Genomic DNA, 17,092 nt, shown 5'->3' with positions numbered 1-17,092 from the left:
TTGGGGTATGAATGCCCAAGACCGCAACATAAGCCAAAATCTGCCCGCAATCAGGCAGCTAGACGAGGTCGCTGTGAACCGCATCGCGGCGGGCGAGGTTGTTGAACGTCCGGCCTCTGCCGTGAAAGAATTGGTGGAGAACGCGCTCGACGCAGGTGCCACCCGGATCGAGCTGGCGATCAAAGACGGCGGCAAAACCCTGATCCGCGTCACCGATGATGGGCATGGTATGTCGGAGGCAGACCTGCCACTTGCCCTGTCGCGCCACGCGACATCGAAGATTGATGGGTCGGACCTGCTCAACATCCATACGTTTGGGTTCCGGGGGAGGCTTTACCATCCCTCGGTGCGGTTGGCAGGCTGTCGATAACGTCCCGAGCCAAAGGCTCCGACACAGCGTTTTCCATCGCGGTCAATGGCGGAAAACAGGACGCTATCCGCCCCGCCGCGTTGAACGTGGGCACCGTGGTAGAGCTGCGCGATTTGTTCTACGCGACCCCCGCGCGGTTGAAGTTTTTGCGCACAGACCGGTCCGAAACCCAGGCCATCAGCGACGTCGTGAAGCGCCTCGCAATGGCGGAGCCCTATGTCGGTTTCACAATCCGCGACATCTCTAGCGGTGATCAGGGTCGCGTCACTTTCCGTGCTGATCCGCAAACTGGCGATCTGTTTGCAGCTATGGGCGCTCGACTGCGCCAGATCATGGGCGCGGATTTTGCCGACAATGCGCTGCAAATCGATGCTGAACGCGACGGTATCACGCTGACCGGGTTCGCGGCTTTGCCCACCTATTCGCGCGGTGCTGCGACAGCGCAATACCTGTTCGTCAATGGCCGCCCCGTGCGGGACAAGTTGCTTGTTGGTGCGTTGCGCGGTGCTTATTCCGACTTCCTGTCGCGCGACCGCCACCCCGCCGTCGCCTTGTTTTTGGAATGCGATCCGCAAAAGGTCGATGTAAACGTGCACCCCGCCAAGGCCGAAGTCCGGTTTCGTGATCCTGGAATTGCGCGCGGGCTGATCGTCTCCGCCCTGAAACATGCATTGGCCGAGGCCGGACATCGGGCGTCAACGACTGTCGCCGACGCGACGCTTGGCGCGTTCCGGCCAGAACCACAGCTTGCGCCGCAGGGCCGCATTTATCAGATGGATATGCCGTCTCAGCAAGCGTTGCGCGGATCTTACCACATGCAGTCGCCGGGCTTGGCCGAAGCACCGGCGCCTTTTGCACCGGCATCCGCGCGTGTCGAAGACGTGATTGAAGACGCCCCGCAAGACACGCCCTTGGGCGCGGCCCGCGCGCAGGTGCACGAGAACTACATCATCGCGCAGACGGCTGACGGAATGGTCATTGTTGATCAACACGCCGCCCATGAGCGGCTGGTTTACGAAAAGCTCAAACGCCAGATGTCGGAGAACGGTGTTGCAACCCAAGCCCTTCTGATCCCGGAGATTGTTGAACTGTCAGACGGCGACGCGGCGCTTTTGTTGGAACATGCGGCGAGCCTCGCCAGCTTCGGGCTGACGATTGAACCCTTCGGGAAAGGCGCGATTGCCGTGCGCGAAACGCCTGCCATCCTTGGGGTGATCAATGCGGAAAACATGCTGCGCGACATTCTTGATGAGATTGACGATCTGGGCGACACCCAAACCCTTGCTGACAAGATCGAAGCGGTGCTCAGCCGCGTCGCATGCCATGGCTCGATCCGGTCAGGGCGGATCATGCGCGGTGACGAGATGAACGCACTTCTGCGCGAAATGGAAGCGACCCCGCATTCAGGTCAGTGCAACCATGGCCGCCCAACTTATGTGGAGTTGAAGCTTGCCGACATAGAACGATTGTTTGGGCGCACATGATCCAGATCGGCGACATGGAAATTGACTTGAGCGACCCGTTCGTCATGGCTGCGCTCATTGGGGCAGGGCTGCTTTTGCTGATCGTGCTTCTGCTGATTTTTGCATTGCGCGCGTCAGCAAGGTCTGCGCGCGCAGCTGAACCTTTGGCGGGACAGGTAGGCCAACTCGCACACGTCGTGCAATCGCTAAGTCAGGGGCAGGCGCAGCTCAGCGGTGGGCTCGATTCCGTGTCAAAAAGTCAGGCGATGACCTTGCAAGCTATGGAAGTGCGTATGGCGGAAGTGCAGCAGAAAATGTCCGAACGTCTGCATGAAAGCGCGATGAAATCGGCGAGGTCCATGTCTGATCTGCAGGAACGGATGAACGACACGCTGCACGGGTCTTCCGAGAAGACGACCAAGTCACTAACTCAGCTTCAAGAGCGGCTCGCGACCATAGACAAGGCACAGACCAATATCGAAAAGTTGTCAGGCGATGTGCTGTCGCTTCAGGATATCCTGTCGAACAAACAGACCCGCGGGGCTTTTGGGGAAATTCAGCTAAACGATATCGTGTCCAAGGCGCTTCCCGCCGACAGCTATTCCTTCCAGACCACGCTTTCCAACAACAAGCGGGCCGATTGCCTGATCAAATTGCCCAACCCGCCGGGTCCCATTGTGATCGACGCGAAATTTCCTCTGGAAGCGTATGAAGCGCTGGTAAATGCCGACACCAAAGACGCGCAGGCCCGCGCGCGCACAGCCTTGGGCCAGGCGGTGCGCGTCCATATCAAAAAGATTGCAGAGAGCTACTTGATCGAAGGCGAAACCGCCGATGGGGCGTTGATGTTCCTTCCGTCAGAGGCTGTGTACGCTGAACTGCACGCTAAGCTGCCCAACATCATTCGTGAAGGCTTTGCAGCGCGTGTCTGGATCGTCTCGCCCACAACCTGCATGGCAACGCTCAACACAATGCGGGCAATCTTGAAAGACGCGCGGATGCGGGAACAAACGGGCGAAATCCGAAAAGCCTTGCGGCAATTGCACCGAGACGTGGAAATCATCGGTGAGAAGGCGGGCAAGCTGGAAACGCATCTGCGTCAGGCGGGTGATGATGTGTCCGGTGTGATCACCGCCGCCACACGCGCAGGAAAGCGAGCAGATCGATTGGATAACTTCGATTTTGAAGAACTGGCCCCGGAGGCGGACACCAATGTGGTCCCACTGGGTAAGGCTCAAGAGTAACGCTTTAGCAGGTCATGATGACCATGTGCAGCGCCGAGATATCCATGCTCACCGGCGCGTCGCAAAGCGGCTCCGTCTCATCGCCCGAGGAGAAAACGATTAACGGAAGCACGTGCCTCGCAACGCGCCGGGAACGAAGAGCTTCTGGTGCATAGATACGAGTGTAGCGAGTCTCGCCAAATATGGTCACCCCAGTGGCCCTTCTGCTTAGAGCCCCCACTCATAACCTCAATCTGACGACCGGGGTCAATCAAGACAAGTAGTTGATTCCTTACTATAAAGATGGGGTGGGCGGATATGCTTAGCCCTTAAACCCAAAGAGACCGCCGTTAGGCAGCCCCTCTGTCAGTCTTTGCAAAACGCTAGATGCGCGCGAATTTTTGCGCAATGCGGGCAATCACGCCCTGGAACTTCAACGGCGCGTCGGTCGCGGCGAGGCAAATGCAGGCGGCACCTTCCTCAGCAACAGGTGTATGATGATCCGCTTCGGTCGCAATCTCAATGTCGCCGCGTGCGAAACGGTCGGCCTCGTCCCTGAACGCGCCTTGTAGCACCAGAGTCAATTCGGTCCCGCGATGCCCATGATCCGGCATTTGTGCGCCAGCTGGAATATGCAACAGCCGGACGGATGCCGATTTTGACGTCTCAAGAATAGCTTGTTTCACGCCCATCCCAACGGATCGCCATTTTACGCCGTCCAGATCGCTACCGACATAGTCGCGAAGCACATCCGGGAAAACATCCGATTTGGGTGCTTTGGGTTTTGAGCGCATCTGGGGTGCATCCGTGTCGATGATGTCAAACACGTCTGACAGTGTTGAAGACATGTCGGCAGTGCCAACTTTCTCCAACACTGCGCCGCCGACAGCCTCAAACGCGCCTAGGCGCGCCCGGCATTCATCACAAAGCGAAATATGAGTAGCGACGACAAGATTGAAGGCTTCAGGCAGCGTGCCTGCTGCGTAGCCCATCAAGAGTGCGTCGGATAAATGATGTTTGATCGGTGTCATGTCACTGTTCATTTCATTACATGCCTCAGGCGCTCTAGTGCGAGGCGGATTCTTGATTTGATCGTGCCGAGTGGCAGACCTGTTTCTGCGGCAATTTCTGAATGTGTCAGGTCGCCAAAATATGCTTTTTGGATCAACTCGCGCTGCTTTTCCGGCAGCTCGGCTATTGCGGCCACAAGCTGTTTGCTCTCTTGCTGCAACCCCAGAACCTCAGAAGGTTCTGGTTCCGCCTCAGGACCCCAAGTCAGTTCATCTGGTTCGGGCCTGCGTTCTTTGCGGATCAGGTCGATCCGCCGGTTGCGTGCAATGGTAAAAATCCAGGTCGACACAGATGCGCGTGAGGGGTCGAACATATGCGCTTTGCGCCAGAGCGTGACCATCACGTCCTGTGTACATTCCTCTGCCATTGACATGTTCGATCCTGATTTCATCAGAAACGCTTTCACCCTAGGTCCAAAGTGGCTGAATAACTCGGCAAATGCTTCCCGATCTTGGGAGGCTTTGATCCGCGCCATGCAGTCAATCCAATTTCGTTCTTCAGTCATATTGCTCGATGTTTTTCGCCGCTTTTTTGACTTGTCGACAGCCATCTTAATGGCTGCACCTTTTAAGGCGGTTGGCAACCCGGAAGGCACTTCAACGGTCTCTACTTCGCTCAACATGTGATGATTACGGCGCCAATGCGCAATTGGATCAGATATTTCTCTTTAATCCGGAAGGCGCGCGTGACCGTATGACATACAACGAAAAATTCCGTGCTGGAGATATGAATGCCTTTTGAAAATTTGCCCGTCGCGCCGAGGCGCATCGCTGTAATCGGTGGGGGCATTTCCGGGATGGGGGCGGCACAAAGACTGGCCGCGAATTGCCATGTGACACTGTTTGAAGCTGACAAGCGCCTTGGTGGACATGCGCGAACCGTGATGGCAGGCAAGTCTGGCCAACAGCCGGTGGATACTGGATTTATCGTATATAACGAAGTGAATTACCCCAATTTGGTCAAGCTATTCGCAGAGCTGGACGTGCCCACTATCGACAGCAGCATGAGCTTTGGTGTGTCTGTCGCGGGTGGCAAGTTGGAATATGCGTTGCACAGCGTTGATGCAATTTTCGCGCAGCGCCGCAATGTCGCCGATCCGCGCTTCCTTCGGATGCTGCGTGATATCCAACGTTTCAATGCCCGCGCGAGCGAGCTGACATCGGACTCGGACCAAAGCATCGGCGATTTTCTTGCCCTGCTTGGCACCGGAAAGTGGTTTCGCGACCACTACTTGCTGCCACTCACCGGGGCGATTTGGTCAACGCCACTGGAACGAATGATGGATTTCCCGGCCCAGGCCTTGGTGCGGTTCATGAAGAACCATGGGCTGATGGGATATTACGATCAACATCAATGGCGCACCGTCCAAGGCGGCTCCATCCAGTATGTCACGCGGCTTGAAAATGATCTGCGGCAGAAGGGCGTAGATATTCGCCTCGGCGCGCCGATATCTGGCGTCACTCGTGGCCCGGTCAGTGCCTCTGTCACACCCGTTGGCGGCGTCGCGGAAGAATTTGATGAGGTGATCTTCGCCACACATTCTGATCAGGCGCTTTCGCTTTTGGCAGATGCTTCCCCGGTTGAGGCGGCGTCGCTCGGAGCGGTGCGCTATCAGCCCAACACGGCCGTCCTGCACGCAGACACGTCTTTGATGCCCAAACGCCGTAAGGTCTGGGCCAGCTGGAGCTATTGCGAAGATGTGATCGGTGCGCGTGATGAGATCGATCTGACCTATTGGATGAACTCGCTGCAACCAATCCCGGCTGATGACCAAATGTTTGTCACGCTGAATTCGACCCGCCCGATCCGCGAAGAGCTGATCTACGATACCAATACATTCATGCACCCGGTCTTCGATTTGGGCGCATTGAAGGCTCAGAAAGACATCGCTGCCACAAACGGCACCAACCGCACATGGTTCTGTGGTGCGTGGATGAAGAACGGCTTCCATGAAGACGGGCTGTCCAGCGCGATTGACGTCGCGGATGCATTGCTCGCCCATGACGTCAGCGTGGCGGCAGCTTGAACACCATCCAACATATCGCCGGCACGACATTCCACGGGCGCAAGGGCGACATTGAAAACGCCTTCTCTTACGGCGTAGATTACGTTTTGCTCGACCTTGAGCGCGACACACGCGGCCCCGCATTGTTTTCCCGTGACCGCGGCAATCTCATTTCGCTTTGGACAAGTGATCACGGCGGCGCGCCGAAGCAGGGGCAAGGCGCGGCGTGGTTCCGCGACGTGATCGGGGCACATGGTTTAGCCGATGTTGTGGTCCGCACAGCATTGCTGGCGCAACCGCGGGTCTTGGGCCATGTCTTCAATCCGGTCAGTTTTTGGCTGGGTTTCGACGCCCAAGACAAGCTGCGCGTCGTCGTGTCCGAGGTGTCCAACACCTATGGCGACCGCCACTCCTACATATGCGCCCATTCTGATAAGCGCGTTATCGAACCCACCGACACGCTGGAAGCCAGCAAGATTTTCTACGTGTCACCGTTTCAGCCGGTCGAAGGTGGTTACCAGTTCCGCTTTGATATTCGGGACGACAAGATTGGCATTTGGATTGACTATAATGCCGGCAAGAACGGGCTTTTGGCCACGCTCACTGGTAGGCGTGCACCTCTTACAAATCTGTCGATCTTGCGCGCCTGCCTGCGACGTCCGCTCGGGTCGCGCCGCGTTCTGGGCCTGATCCACTGGCAGGCATTAAAGCTCTGGTGGAAAGGCGCATCTTTCCGCACCCGGCCAGAACCCCCTACGGAAGAAGTCTCAAGATGAGCGCGCTTGCCACAGCTCAAGCGGCCCGCCTGCCGGCGTGGTCGTTGTTTGGCGCAGTGCTTTCTGGCGCCGGGCTTCCGATCTATATTTATGCGCCTAAATTCTACGCAGACAATTTTGGGATCAGCCTGACGCTGCTGGGCTTGGTTCTGTTCGGATTGCGCTTGTTTGACGTGGTGCAAGACCCCGTCTTGGGCTGGATAAGCGAACGATTAGGCAAACTGCGCAGCGTAGCGGTTTGGGGGGCGGGGCTTGTTCTAGCCGCCTCCATGTACGGATTGTTCGCAGTGTCGCCGCCGATCAACGCGGTCTGGTGGTTTGGCCTGATGATCACCGGGCTCTTCACGGCATTCAGCTTTCTGACCATTAATTTCTACGCCGAAGGCGTCACCAAAGCCAGATCGCTGAACAACGGACACACCCGCCTTGCTGCCTGGCGGGAAACCGGTGCACTGCTTGGCGTTTGCCTCGCTGCTGTCGCTCCAAGTGTTTTGGAACCTATTTTCGACGCCCCTTTTGCCATTTTCGCGGTCTCCTTTTGCCTGTTCGTGTTGGCCGCGCTGATCTGGATGACGCCCGAATGGACCGGTGGGGGCACGCAAGACCCTGCGCCGATAAAGATGATCCTGGCAGACGTTACCGCAAAGCGCTTGTTAATACTGGCGTTGTTCAACGCAACGCCATTGGCGGTTAGCTCAACTCTGTTTCTTTTCTATGTCGAAAGCCGCCTCGGCGCGCCCGGATGGGAAGGCCCGCTGCTGGTGCTTTTCTTCCTGGCTGCTGCTGCATCGGCGCCGTTTTGGGCACGGTTATCCGACCGGATCGGCCCCAAGAAAACACTGCTGAGCGCCATGGCGCTCGCAATCGCCTCCTACTCCATCGTCTTGGCGTTGGGGCAGGGCGATCTATGGATTTTTGCGCTCGTCTGTGTGGCCTCTGGGGCCACGATTGGCGCTGACCTGACGCTTTTGCCCGCGATGTTCGCGCGGCGCATGGCGCAGGTGTCACCAAATGGCGGGCAGGGATTCGGGCTGTGGTCCCTTGTGTCGAAATTTACGCTCGCCTTCGCCGCCGCCGTGTTGTTGCCGATTTTGCAACTTGCAGGGTTTACGTCTGGCGCGGCGGACAATTCTGACACAGCCCTTCAGGCGCTTACGCTTCTCTACGCGTTGGTGCCTTGCATCCTGAAACTCGTAGCCATGGGCCTTTTGGCCATAACCCCATTGGAGGACTGACGTATGGAAGTTCTAACATATTTGTTGATCGGCGCGATTGTCGTGCTCTCGCTGATCCTTTTGCATCAACGCAAATTAAGTTTCACAGCACAGCAGCCTGACGATTACGTCGATAGTGGACCTGCGCTGAACCTGCGCGAGCATTTGAGCGGCCCACTTTTGTGCGAAGGCATCATCTACGGCCCATCTGGCCGCGTTTCATCGCGTTTTACTGCCGATATGAATGTCACTTGGGATGGGAATGTCGGGACGATGACCGAACGTTTTTACTATGACAGCGGCTCCGTACAGGATCGTTGCTGGACCCTGACGCTCGGCAATGACGGCTCGGTCAAAGCGACCGCGCCCGATGTCATCGGCGATGGTCGTGGGGAATCAAAGGGGTCGGCCTTGCAATTGCTCTACAAGATTAAACTCGCAGACGATGCGGGCGGCCACGTGTTGGACGCGGTTGACTGGATGTATCTCGTTGAAAACGGCACCATCATGAACCGCAGCCAGTTCCGTAAGTTCGGCATAAAAGTGGCTGAGCTGGTCGCCACCATGCGCAAAGTCGATGTGGATCAGAAAGAAGCTGCGTGAGGTCTTTCAAAGACAAGACCTACTGGCTGGTCGGCGCCTCTGCTGGGCTGGGCGAGGCGCTTGCGCATAAGCTGGTCGCGGCCGGCGCGCAGGTTATCGTCTCCGCACGGGGCGAAGATGATCTAAAGCGTGTTGTTGCTGATCTTGGTCCGGCTGCGCGCTATGTCACCATCGATGTAAGTGATGCCGACGATGTTGCCCGAGCGGCCAAGGACGTAGGCGAGATCGATGGCTACGTTCATCTTGCAGGTGTCTATTGGCCCATGGGCGCGCAAGATTGGGATGTTGCGAAGGTCACTGCGATGCTCGACATCAACATGACGGGTATGGCTCGGGTTTTAGGTCATGTCGTACCCCCGATGGTTGCGAAGGATGACGGGCACATTGTTATCACATCCTCGCTCACCGGGTTTCGGGGCTTGCCCGGCTCCATCGGCTACACCGCCTCCAAGGCGGCTGCGATGAGCCTTGCAGAGTGTATGGAATGCGACCTGCGCAAGACCGGTGTTGACGTCCAGGTCGCTAATCCAGGCTTCATCAAAACGCAGCTCACGGACAAGAACGATTTCAACATGCCCTTCCTGATGCAGCCTGATGAGGCCGCGCAGATCATGTTCAACCACATGAAATTCGGCGGTTTCAAGCGTAGTTTTCCGACGCTTTTCAGCCTGATTTTCCGCGGCAGCCAATTCCTGCCCGACTGGCTATATTTCCGCCTGTTTGGAAAATCCTAACCTCGACAACTTTCCTCATATGCGTCGGATGTCTCCGAACGGAAACGCCCATGGCGTAAAACCGCGTCTCTAGGTCGCCTGTGAACGGCTAAACGCGCGCGGGTTTCAGGCTAAACTCCCCGTCAAGGGAGACTCTGACTATGTCTGACACCATCAAATTCACGCTCGACGGCACCGAAGTAGAAGCGAACGCGGGCGAAACCATTTGGGAAGTCGCCAAGCGTGCGGGCACGACGATCCCACATTTGTGCCACAAGGACGCGCCGGGCTACCGCAGCGACGGCAATTGCCGGGCCTGCATGGTGTCAATTGATGGCGAGCGCGTCTTGGCGGCCTCGTGTATCCGCGAACCCTCCGAAGGTATGGTCGTCTCCTCACAAGGGGAACGCGAAACGAATGCCCGTCGCACTGTGATGGAGATGCTGGTCACTGACCAGCCAGAGCGCGATTCGGCGCATGATAAATCCTCGCATATGTGGGACATGGCTGACGCCCAAGGCGTCGCTGAAAGCCGTTTCCCCGAATTGGAAAAAGACCGCGTCCCGCTCCTGGACAATTCCCACGTCGCGATGAGCGTCAACCTGGATGCCTGCATCAGCTGTGGTCTATGCGTGCGCGCCTGCCGCGAAGTTCAGGTCAATGATGTGATTGGCATGGCCGGTCGGGGCCATGATGCCTACCCGGTTTTCGACATTGATGATCCTATGGGCGCGTCGTCCTGCGTGGCGTGTGGCGAATGTGTGCAGGCCTGCCCAACAGGGGCTTTGATGCCCGCCACGGCCGTGGACGAAAACCAGAAAGGCGATTTGAAAGATTTCGACCATGAGGTGAAATCAGTTTGTCCCTATTGCGGTGTGGGTTGCCAGCTGTCCTACAAAATCAAAGATGATAAAATCGCATGGGTTGACGGTATTGACGGCCCGGCGAACGAAAACCGCCTTTGCGTCAAAGGCCGGTTCGGTTTCGACTATGTCGACCACAAACACCGTCTGACGAAACCCTTGATCCGCCGCGAAGACGCGCCCGCCAAGAGTCTGAACGTTGATCCGTCCGACCTGTCCACCCATTTCCGCGAAGCAACATGGGATGAGGCGTTGGATTTCGCTGCCAACGGCATGAAGGGCCGTGGACGTGAAATTGCGGGCTTTGGCTCGGCCAAATGTTCGAATGAGGAAGCGTACCTTTTCCAAAAGCTGATCCGTCAGGCGTTCAAGCACAACAATGTCGATCACTGCACGCGGCTGTGCCACGCGTCTTCCGTGTCTGCGCTTCTGGAAAACGTGGGGTCTGGCGCTGTGACCGCGACATTCAATGAAATTGAAAACGCCGATGTGGCCATCGTGATTGGCGCGAACCCGACCGAAAACCACCCCGTCGCCGCGACCTATTTCAAGCAATTCACCAAACGCGGCGGTAAGCTGATCGTGATGGACCCGCGTGGGCAGGGGTTGAAACGCTACGCCTCGCATATGCTGCAATTCCGCCCCGGCGCGGATGTCTCGATGCTGAACGCGATCATGAATGTGATCGTCGAAGAAGGTCTTTATGACGAGCAATATATCGCAGGATACACAGAAAATTGGGAAGAGATGAAAGCCCATCTTTCCGATTTCACGCCTGAAAAAATGTCAGAGATTTGCGGCATCGCGCCCGACGTTCTGCGTGACGTGGCGCGAACATTCGCAGGCGCCCAAGCTGGTATGATTTTCTGGGGCATGGGCGTGTCGCAACACATCCACGGAACCGACAATTCCCGTTGTTTAATCAGTCTCGCACTGATGTGCGGCCATGTCGGTCGCCCCGGCGCAGGCCTGCACCCGCTGCGCGGTCAAAACAACGTACAGGGCGCGTCTGACGCTGGCCTGATTCCGATGTTCTTGCCAGACTACAAGTCGGTCACCGACGATGGTGTGAGATCAGCCTTTAACGATGTGTGGCAGTCCGAAGACTTCTCGAATGAGAAAGGTCTGACAGTCGTTGAAATTATGGACGCGATCCACAATGACGAAATCAAAGGCATGTACGTCTTGGGTGAAAACCCGGCCATGTCCGATCCCGATGTAGATCACGCCCGCGACGCCTTGGCCAAGCTCGACCATTTGGTTGTGCAAGATATTTTCCTTACGGAAACCGCGAATTATGCTGATGTGATCCTTCCCGCCTCTGCCTGGGCCGAAAAAACCGGCACTGTCACCAACACCAACCGTCAGGTCCAAATGGGCCGCCCCGCGATCTCGCCCCCGGTGACGCCAAAGAAGACTGGTGGATTGAGACCGAATTGGCAAAGCGGCTTGGGCTCGGCTGGACGTATACGCATCCCAAACAGGTCTTTGCAGAGATGAAGATGAATATGGGATCGCTCGACAATATTACGTGGGAGCGGCTTGAGGGTGAGGCGGTGACCTATCCGTCGCTCAGCCCCGAAGACCCGGGCCAGCCTATTGTGTTTGGCGACGGTTTTCCGCGCCAGGGCGGCCGCGCGCGGTTCACGCCTGCGAATGTGATCGCGCCCGACGAAAGCCCGGATGCGGATTATCCGTTCATTCTTATTACTGGCCGTCAGCTGGAGCATTGGCACACGGGCTCTATGACGCGGCGCGCCAGTGTTTTGGACGGGCTTGAGCCGGAAGCGAACTGCTCCCTGCATCCGAAAACGCTGCGCAAGCTGGGTGTTGAACCGGGCGGTATGATCCAACTGACAACGCGCCGGGGAACGGTCACGGTTATGGCGCGCGCAGATCGGGCGGTGTCGGAGGATAACGTGTTCCTGCCTTTCGCCTATGTGGAAGCCGCAGCCAATATTCTGACCAATTCTGCGCTCGACCCCTACGGCAAAATTCCTGAGTTCAAATTCTCCGCCGTGCGAGTCGAAAAGCCGGTTGAGGCCGTGGCCGCCGAATAATTTGCCGAACAAAGGATCGGGCGGCGTCAGTAGTCGCCCATCATACCGCGCACCAGCGGCAAAACGACGGCTGATACGGCACCGACAGCAGCGCCTACACCTAGGCGTACATAGATCGTGCCCAATTGCGGCGCGAAAATGCTAAGAAGCCCGCAGACACAGGCATAAAATCCAAGAGCAATAATATCCATGTTTCATGTCTTAGCATGGAATCTTGGATGCGTCAGGTCGGCCTTTTTCTAATTATATGAACGATTGTTCAAAAAACTATTTGACGGATGCCGCCCCGCCCGCACAGTATTGGGCTCGCATCGGACATAAATCCGGGCAGGTGACTTGTTCTGGGAGGATATCTTGGCACCAACTGAAACTGCATCCGCAGAGTTTCAGACCATTCCGCAGCTTCTCGCGCGCAACGTCGCACGCCATGGGGGGAAGCCTGCATACCGCGAAAAAGAATTCGGTATCTGGCAAAGCTGGAGCTGGGCTGAAACGGAACAGGAAATCGACGCGCTCGCCTTGGGTCTGATGACGCTTGGCATCAACGAAGGTGACCACGTGGCCATTATCGGGCGCAACCGGCCGTATTTCTATTGGTCGATGGTCGCCGCGCAGAAATGTGGGGCCGTGCCGGTGCCGCTCTATCAAGATGCGGTTGCAGAAGAGATTGCCTATGTGCTCGACCATTGCGGGGCACGCTTTGTTATTGCGCAGGATCAGGAGCAGGTCGACAAGGTCATTGAAGTGCAGGACCAGCTGCCCGGCCTCGACCATATGATCTATCTCGACCCGCGCGGCCTGCGAAAATACGATCACTCGAAACTGTCCAGATTCGAAGACTTACAGAAGGCAGGTTTGGCGGCAAGTGCTGACCATCAAAACGTGTTGAAGGCGCGCTTGGCGACCCAAGATGCCGATACGACCTGCGTCATGCTTTACACGTCCGGCACCACCGGGCGGCCTAAGGGCGTGGTGCTGTCGAACCGAAATGTGGTGGAAACCTCAAAGAACTCATCCGAATTCGATGATCTCAGGCCGGGTGATGAGATCCTTGCGTATCTACCAATGGCATGGGTTGGCGATTTCATCTTCTCCATCGGGCAGGCTTATTGGACCGGGTTCTGTGTCAATTGTCCCGAAAGCCCGGAGACCATGCATCAGGATCTGCGTGAGATCGGGCCGACTTATTACTTTGCGCCGCCACGCGTGTTTGAAACCCAGCTGACCAATGTGATGATCCGCATGGAAGATGCGGGTCGCTTCAAGCATTGGTTGTTTCACCATTTCATGGCCCATGCCAAGAAGGTAGGGCCAGCGATGCTGGATGGGGAGGCTGTCGGTTTCCTAGACCGGCTAAAATACAAGCTCGGCGATTTGATGGTGTATGGCCCATTGAAAAACACATTGGGGTTTAGCCGTGTGCGTGTGGGTTATACCGCAGGCGAGGCCATCGGGCCTGAGATATTCGACTTCTACCGCTCGCTTGGGATCAATCTCAAACAGCTCTACGGCCAGACAGAAGCCTGCGTGTTTATCACCCAGCAACCGGATGGCGAGGTGCGATCCGATACGGTCGGCGTGGCATCACCGGGCGTAGAGTTGAAAATTGCCGATAGTGGAGAGGTGTTCTACCGCTCCCCCGGTGTCTTCGTGAAGTATTTTAAGAATGACGAAAGCACCGCGGATACCAAAGATGCTGAGGGTTGGGTCGCGACAGGTGATGCGGGTTTCATCGAAGAAGGGTCGGGACATCTTCGGATCATAGACCGAGCCAAGGATGTCGGGAAGATGCAGGACGGAGCGTTGTTCGCGCCGAAATATGTTGAAAACAAACTGAAATTCTTCCCGAATATTCTTGAGGCTGTTGTATTTGGCAATAGCCGCGATCGCTGCACAGCCTTCATCAATATCGACCTGACCGCCGTAGGGAACTGGGCGGAACGCAACAACATAGCCTATTCGTCTTACCAAGAATTGGCGGGACATGAGCAGGTGTTGAACACGATCCAGGCCCATGTTGAGGACGTGAATGCCTCCGTCGCTGAGGACCCAATGCTGGCAGGATGTCAGGTGCACAGGTTTATCGTGCTGCACAAACAACTTGATGCGGATGATGGGGAGCTGACGCGGACCCAGAAGGTGCGCCGTCGGATCATTGAAGAGAAATACGCCGATTTAATCGCGGCGCTTTATGATGGGTCGGCACGTGTCTCGACCGAGACGGAAGTGACCTATGAAGACGGACGCAAAGGGTCGATTAAGGCCGATTTGGAAATTCGCGATGCGCGGGTTGTGGCGCCGATGAAGGTGGCTGCGGAATGACGGTGCGACGCTCATCTTCGATATCGCCCCGCCCGCCATCCCGAGGGGGATACTCATGAACGCAATGTCGGGAAACTATGTGACGTCAGACGGTCGCCAGATCGGTAACACCTTGATGGAGATGAAGAATATCACGCTCCGCTTTGGTGGGGTGGTTGCGATTAAGGACATTTCGTTTGACATCCACGAGGGTGAAATTCGCGCGATCATTGGGCCTAACGGGGCCGGAAAATCCTCGATGCTCAATGTCATTTCGGGGTTCTATCATCCGCAAGATGGCGAGGTTTGGTTTCGTGGCTCAAAACGCCCGGCAATGAAGCCCTACCAGGTGGCCCAGCAGGGCATTGCACGCACCTTTCAGAACATCGCTTTGTTCAACGGGATGAGCGTTTTGGACAACGTTATGACGGGACGGTTGACCCATATGAAGACCGGGCTGTTTGCGCAGTCTTTCTGGAAAGGAAAGGCCGAGCGGGAAGAGGTTGAAAACCGGGAAGTCGTTGAGAAGATTATTGATTTCCTTGAGATTCAAGCAATCCGAAAAACCCCTGTTGGGCGGCTTCCATACGGTTTGAAGAAACGCGTGGAGCTGGCGCGGGCCCTGGCGGCGGAGCCGAAATTGCTGCTTCTGGACGAACCGATGGCGGGAATGAACGTTGAAGAAAAAGAGGATATGTCGCGCTTTATCCTCGACGTGAACGACGAATTTGGCACCACGATTGCGCTGATTGAACACGATATGGGCGTCGTCATGGACCTGTCCGACCGGGTCGTTGTGATGGATTACGGGCGCAAAATTGGCGACGGGACACCCGACGAAGTGCGCAACAATCAGGAGGTGATTGATGCGTATTTGGGGGTCTCACATGACTAAAATCGGCGTACACAACCCGTACACACCCCGTGCACACCCTGTAGTGACGTTTTGCGCAGCGTTGATGCTGGCCGGCGGCGCGCAGGCGGGGGCGTGGGACGAGTTTGAGCAGCGGTGTTTGTTGGCCTTTGAAAACGGAGTTCCTGCGATCACGCAAGGATTGTCCGAAGTGCCATTGCCAGGATTGGCGGAGAGTGAAACGGCCTTCGCGGGACTGCAGGGTGGCGCGTTGATGATCTTGGAAAAACGACCCAGCGACGGGTTCAGTGCATGCCGGGTTTTCTTTTCGCAGGGCGAAGAGGTTGCACCGTTCGATGCTTGGGCTCGCGCTCAACTCACCGATCAGCGTTATGTGCCCGACACTGTCACGGGCAGTGACGCAGAGGTGGCCCTTTTGAGCCATGAGTGGATTGAACCTGTCATCGGCGTCCAGAAGCGTCAAACGCGCGGTGGGCATGAGCTGCGTGTCGTTGAAACGGAATTGGAGAGCTAAGCGATGCCTGACCAACTTCTTTTTGCGATGGAAGTGACGCTGAACGGGCTGATGGCGGGGGTGCTCTATGCTCTGGTCGCTTTGGGGTTCGTTTTGATCTTCAAGGCGTCGGGGATATTCAACTACGCGCAAGGGGTCATGGCGCTGTTCGCGGCCCTGACGCTGGTGGGGATCATGGAGGGGCAGGTGCCGTTTGCGCATCTGATCAACGCGATCTTTGGCACGGATATCCACCATTTTGGATGGCATGTGCCCGCGCTGCTGGCGATTTTTTTGACGATGGTTGTGATGGTCGCTCTCGCTTGGGCGGTGCAGCGGTTTATTTTCCGGCATCTCGTGAACCAAGAACCGATCTTGTTGTTTATGGCCACGATTGGGCTGGCCTTCGTGATGGAAGGCGTCGGCGACATCATGTGGGGCGCCGATATCAAGAAGCTTGATGTCGGCCTGCCGCAGGGGATCAATGATTGGATTGATGTCACCACGTTTGAGGCCTTTGGCTACGGGTTCTTCATCGACAACCTCGATATCTCAGCAACCATCGTGGCAATCATCCTCGTGGCCGCGCTGATTGCGTTTTCCCAATATACCAAGCAAGGCCGCGCTTTGCGGGCTGTGGCCGATGACCATCAGGCGGCCTTGTCGGTGGGCATTTCGCTGAACTTCATCTGGATTTTGGTCTGGTCGATTGCGGGGTTCGTCGCGCTTGTGGCGGGCATCATGTGGGGGGCCAAATCCGGCGTTCAGTTCTCCCTGTCATTGATCGCCTTGAAGGCGCTGCCGGTGCTGATGTTGGGTGGGTTCACTTCGATCCCCGGCGCAATCATTGGCGGGCTGATTATTGGCGTGGGCGAGAAGCTGTTCGAGTTCTTGATTGGGCCGATGGTGGGGGGCGCTACGGAGAACTGGTTCGCTTACGTGCTGGCGCTGCTGTTTTTGGTTTTCCGCCCGCAGGGGCTGTTTGGGGAGAAGATCATTGAACGCGTTTGACGGGGCAGCCGTGGATTTGAGTATTTTTGACAGAACGAAGCGTGTTGAGCGC

The 17,092-nt window shown here is 56.6% G+C and carries 13 protein-coding genes and 2 pseudogenes; 12 read left to right on the top strand and 3 right to left on the bottom strand.

The genetic code is table 11. From position 1 onward, the window contains the following. Positions 1–7: 7 nt before the first annotated feature. A pseudogene (gene mutL, locus ACZ1G7_RS11495) lies at positions 8–1,854 on the top strand (DNA mismatch repair endonuclease MutL). Beyond that, a complete protein-coding gene (locus ACZ1G7_RS11490; protein ID WP_472659537.1) occupies positions 1,851–3,077 on the top strand; it encodes a DNA recombination protein RmuC in 1,227 nt (408 codons plus the stop codon). The pseudogene mutL and the gene ACZ1G7_RS11490 overlap by 4 nt, the downstream one beginning before the upstream one ends. Before the next feature lie 362 nt (positions 3,078–3,439). On the opposite strand, the gene ACZ1G7_RS11485 is transcribed toward ACZ1G7_RS11490, so the two are convergent. Beyond that, positions 3,440–4,087, bottom strand: coding sequence for a ChrR family anti-sigma-E factor (locus tag ACZ1G7_RS11485; RefSeq protein WP_472659536.1), 648 nt, complete (start codon positions 4,085–4,087; stop codon positions 3,440–3,442). A gap of 8 nt (positions 4,088–4,095) precedes the next feature. Next, on the bottom strand, positions 4,096–4,632 hold the full coding sequence (locus ACZ1G7_RS11480) for a sigma-70 family RNA polymerase sigma factor (RefSeq protein ID WP_472663719.1): 537 nt from the start codon (positions 4,630–4,632) through the stop codon (positions 4,096–4,098). Between the two features lie 225 nt (positions 4,633–4,857). Between ACZ1G7_RS11480 and ACZ1G7_RS11475 the strand changes: the two genes are divergently transcribed. The 6 genes and pseudogenes from ACZ1G7_RS11475 (at position 4,858) to fdhF (ending at position 12,361) form a co-directional block, all read left to right on the top strand. Further along, complete coding sequence (locus ACZ1G7_RS11475) at positions 4,858–6,153, top strand: NAD(P)/FAD-dependent oxidoreductase (protein WP_472659535.1); 1,296 nt, start codon at positions 4,858–4,860, stop codon at positions 6,151–6,153. Continuing rightward, a complete protein-coding gene (locus ACZ1G7_RS11470; RefSeq protein WP_472659534.1) occupies positions 6,150–6,908 on the top strand; it encodes a DUF1365 domain-containing protein in 759 nt (252 codons plus the stop codon). Before ACZ1G7_RS11475 ends, ACZ1G7_RS11470 begins: the two co-directional genes overlap by 4 nt. Next, entirely contained in the window at positions 6,905–8,143 is a 1,239-nt protein-coding gene (locus ACZ1G7_RS11465; RefSeq protein ID WP_472659533.1) for an MFS transporter, read from the top strand. The genes ACZ1G7_RS11470 and ACZ1G7_RS11465 overlap by 4 nt, the downstream gene beginning before the upstream one ends. Positions 8,144–8,146: 3 nt before the next feature. Next, positions 8,147–8,725 carry a DUF3833 domain-containing protein gene (locus ACZ1G7_RS11460; protein WP_472659532.1) on the top strand — a complete coding sequence of 193 codons (579 nt, stop codon included), beginning with the start codon at positions 8,147–8,149 and terminating at the stop codon, positions 8,723–8,725. Then, positions 8,722–9,459, top strand: coding sequence for an SDR family NAD(P)-dependent oxidoreductase (locus tag ACZ1G7_RS11455; RefSeq protein ID WP_472659531.1), 738 nt, complete (start codon positions 8,722–8,724; stop codon positions 9,457–9,459). The genes ACZ1G7_RS11460 and ACZ1G7_RS11455 overlap by 4 nt, the downstream gene beginning before the upstream one ends. A 140-nt stretch (positions 9,460–9,599) precedes the next feature. Then, a pseudogene (fdhF, locus tag ACZ1G7_RS11450) lies at positions 9,600–12,361 on the top strand (formate dehydrogenase subunit alpha). A 26-nt stretch (positions 12,362–12,387) separates the two neighbouring features. Here fdhF and ACZ1G7_RS11445 read toward each other — a convergent pair. Continuing rightward, a complete protein-coding gene (locus ACZ1G7_RS11445) occupies positions 12,388–12,552 on the bottom strand; it encodes a hypothetical protein (protein WP_472659530.1) in 165 nt (54 codons plus the stop codon). Between the two features lie 163 nt (positions 12,553–12,715). Between ACZ1G7_RS11445 and ACZ1G7_RS11440 the strand changes: the two genes are divergently transcribed. The 4 genes from ACZ1G7_RS11440 to ACZ1G7_RS11425 are packed head-to-tail and all read left to right on the top strand — an operon-like array spanning position 12,716 to position 17,040. Further along, positions 12,716–14,683, top strand: coding sequence for an AMP-binding protein (locus ACZ1G7_RS11440; RefSeq protein WP_472659529.1), 1,968 nt, complete (start codon positions 12,716–12,718; stop codon positions 14,681–14,683). Between the two features lie 55 nt (positions 14,684–14,738). Next, positions 14,739–15,557, top strand: coding sequence for an ABC transporter ATP-binding protein (locus ACZ1G7_RS11435; protein WP_472659528.1), 819 nt, complete (start codon positions 14,739–14,741; stop codon positions 15,555–15,557). Beyond that, a complete protein-coding gene (locus ACZ1G7_RS11430) occupies positions 15,550–16,050 on the top strand; it encodes a hypothetical protein (protein WP_472659527.1) in 501 nt (166 codons plus the stop codon). The genes ACZ1G7_RS11435 and ACZ1G7_RS11430 overlap by 8 nt, the downstream gene beginning before the upstream one ends. A gap of 3 nt (positions 16,051–16,053) precedes the next feature. Further along, positions 16,054–17,040 carry a branched-chain amino acid ABC transporter permease gene (locus ACZ1G7_RS11425; RefSeq protein WP_472659526.1) on the top strand — a complete coding sequence of 329 codons (987 nt, stop codon included), beginning with the start codon at positions 16,054–16,056 and terminating at the stop codon, positions 17,038–17,040. The last annotated feature ends 52 nt before the right edge of the window (positions 17,041–17,092 follow it).

Source organism: Litoreibacter sp. JB4-2 (assembly GCF_055693445.1).
Note: the sequence above shows the minus strand (reverse complement) of the source record. Positions and strands in the feature narration are given on the sequence as shown.

Bases quoted from the DNA above. Each gene is read 5' to 3' on its own strand.
- ACZ1G7_RS11430 (WP_472659527.1), top strand. From the start codon at position 15,550: ATGACTAAAATCGGCGTACACAACCCGTACACACCCCGTGCACACCCT.
- ACZ1G7_RS11480 (WP_472663719.1), bottom strand. From the start codon at position 4,632: ATGACTGAAGAACGAAATTGGATTGACTGCATGGCGCGGATCAAAGCC.
- ACZ1G7_RS11435 (WP_472659528.1), top strand. From the start codon at position 14,739: ATGAACGCAATGTCGGGAAACTATGTGACGTCAGACGGTCGCCAGATC.
- ACZ1G7_RS11475 (WP_472659535.1), top strand. From the start codon at position 4,858: ATGCCTTTTGAAAATTTGCCCGTCGCGCCGAGGCGCATCGCTGTAATC.
- ACZ1G7_RS11445 (WP_472659530.1), bottom strand. From the start codon at position 12,552: ATGGATATTATTGCTCTTGGATTTTATGCCTGTGTCTGCGGGCTTCTT.
- ACZ1G7_RS11425 (WP_472659526.1), top strand. From the start codon at position 16,054: ATGCCTGACCAACTTCTTTTTGCGATGGAAGTGACGCTGAACGGGCTG.
- ACZ1G7_RS11490 (WP_472659537.1), top strand. From the start codon at position 1,851: ATGATCCAGATCGGCGACATGGAAATTGACTTGAGCGACCCGTTCGTC.
- ACZ1G7_RS11460 (WP_472659532.1), top strand. From the start codon at position 8,147: ATGGAAGTTCTAACATATTTGTTGATCGGCGCGATTGTCGTGCTCTCG.
- ACZ1G7_RS11465 (WP_472659533.1), top strand. From the start codon at position 6,905: ATGAGCGCGCTTGCCACAGCTCAAGCGGCCCGCCTGCCGGCGTGGTCG.
- ACZ1G7_RS11485 (WP_472659536.1), bottom strand. From the start codon at position 4,087: ATGACACCGATCAAACATCATTTATCCGACGCACTCTTGATGGGCTAC.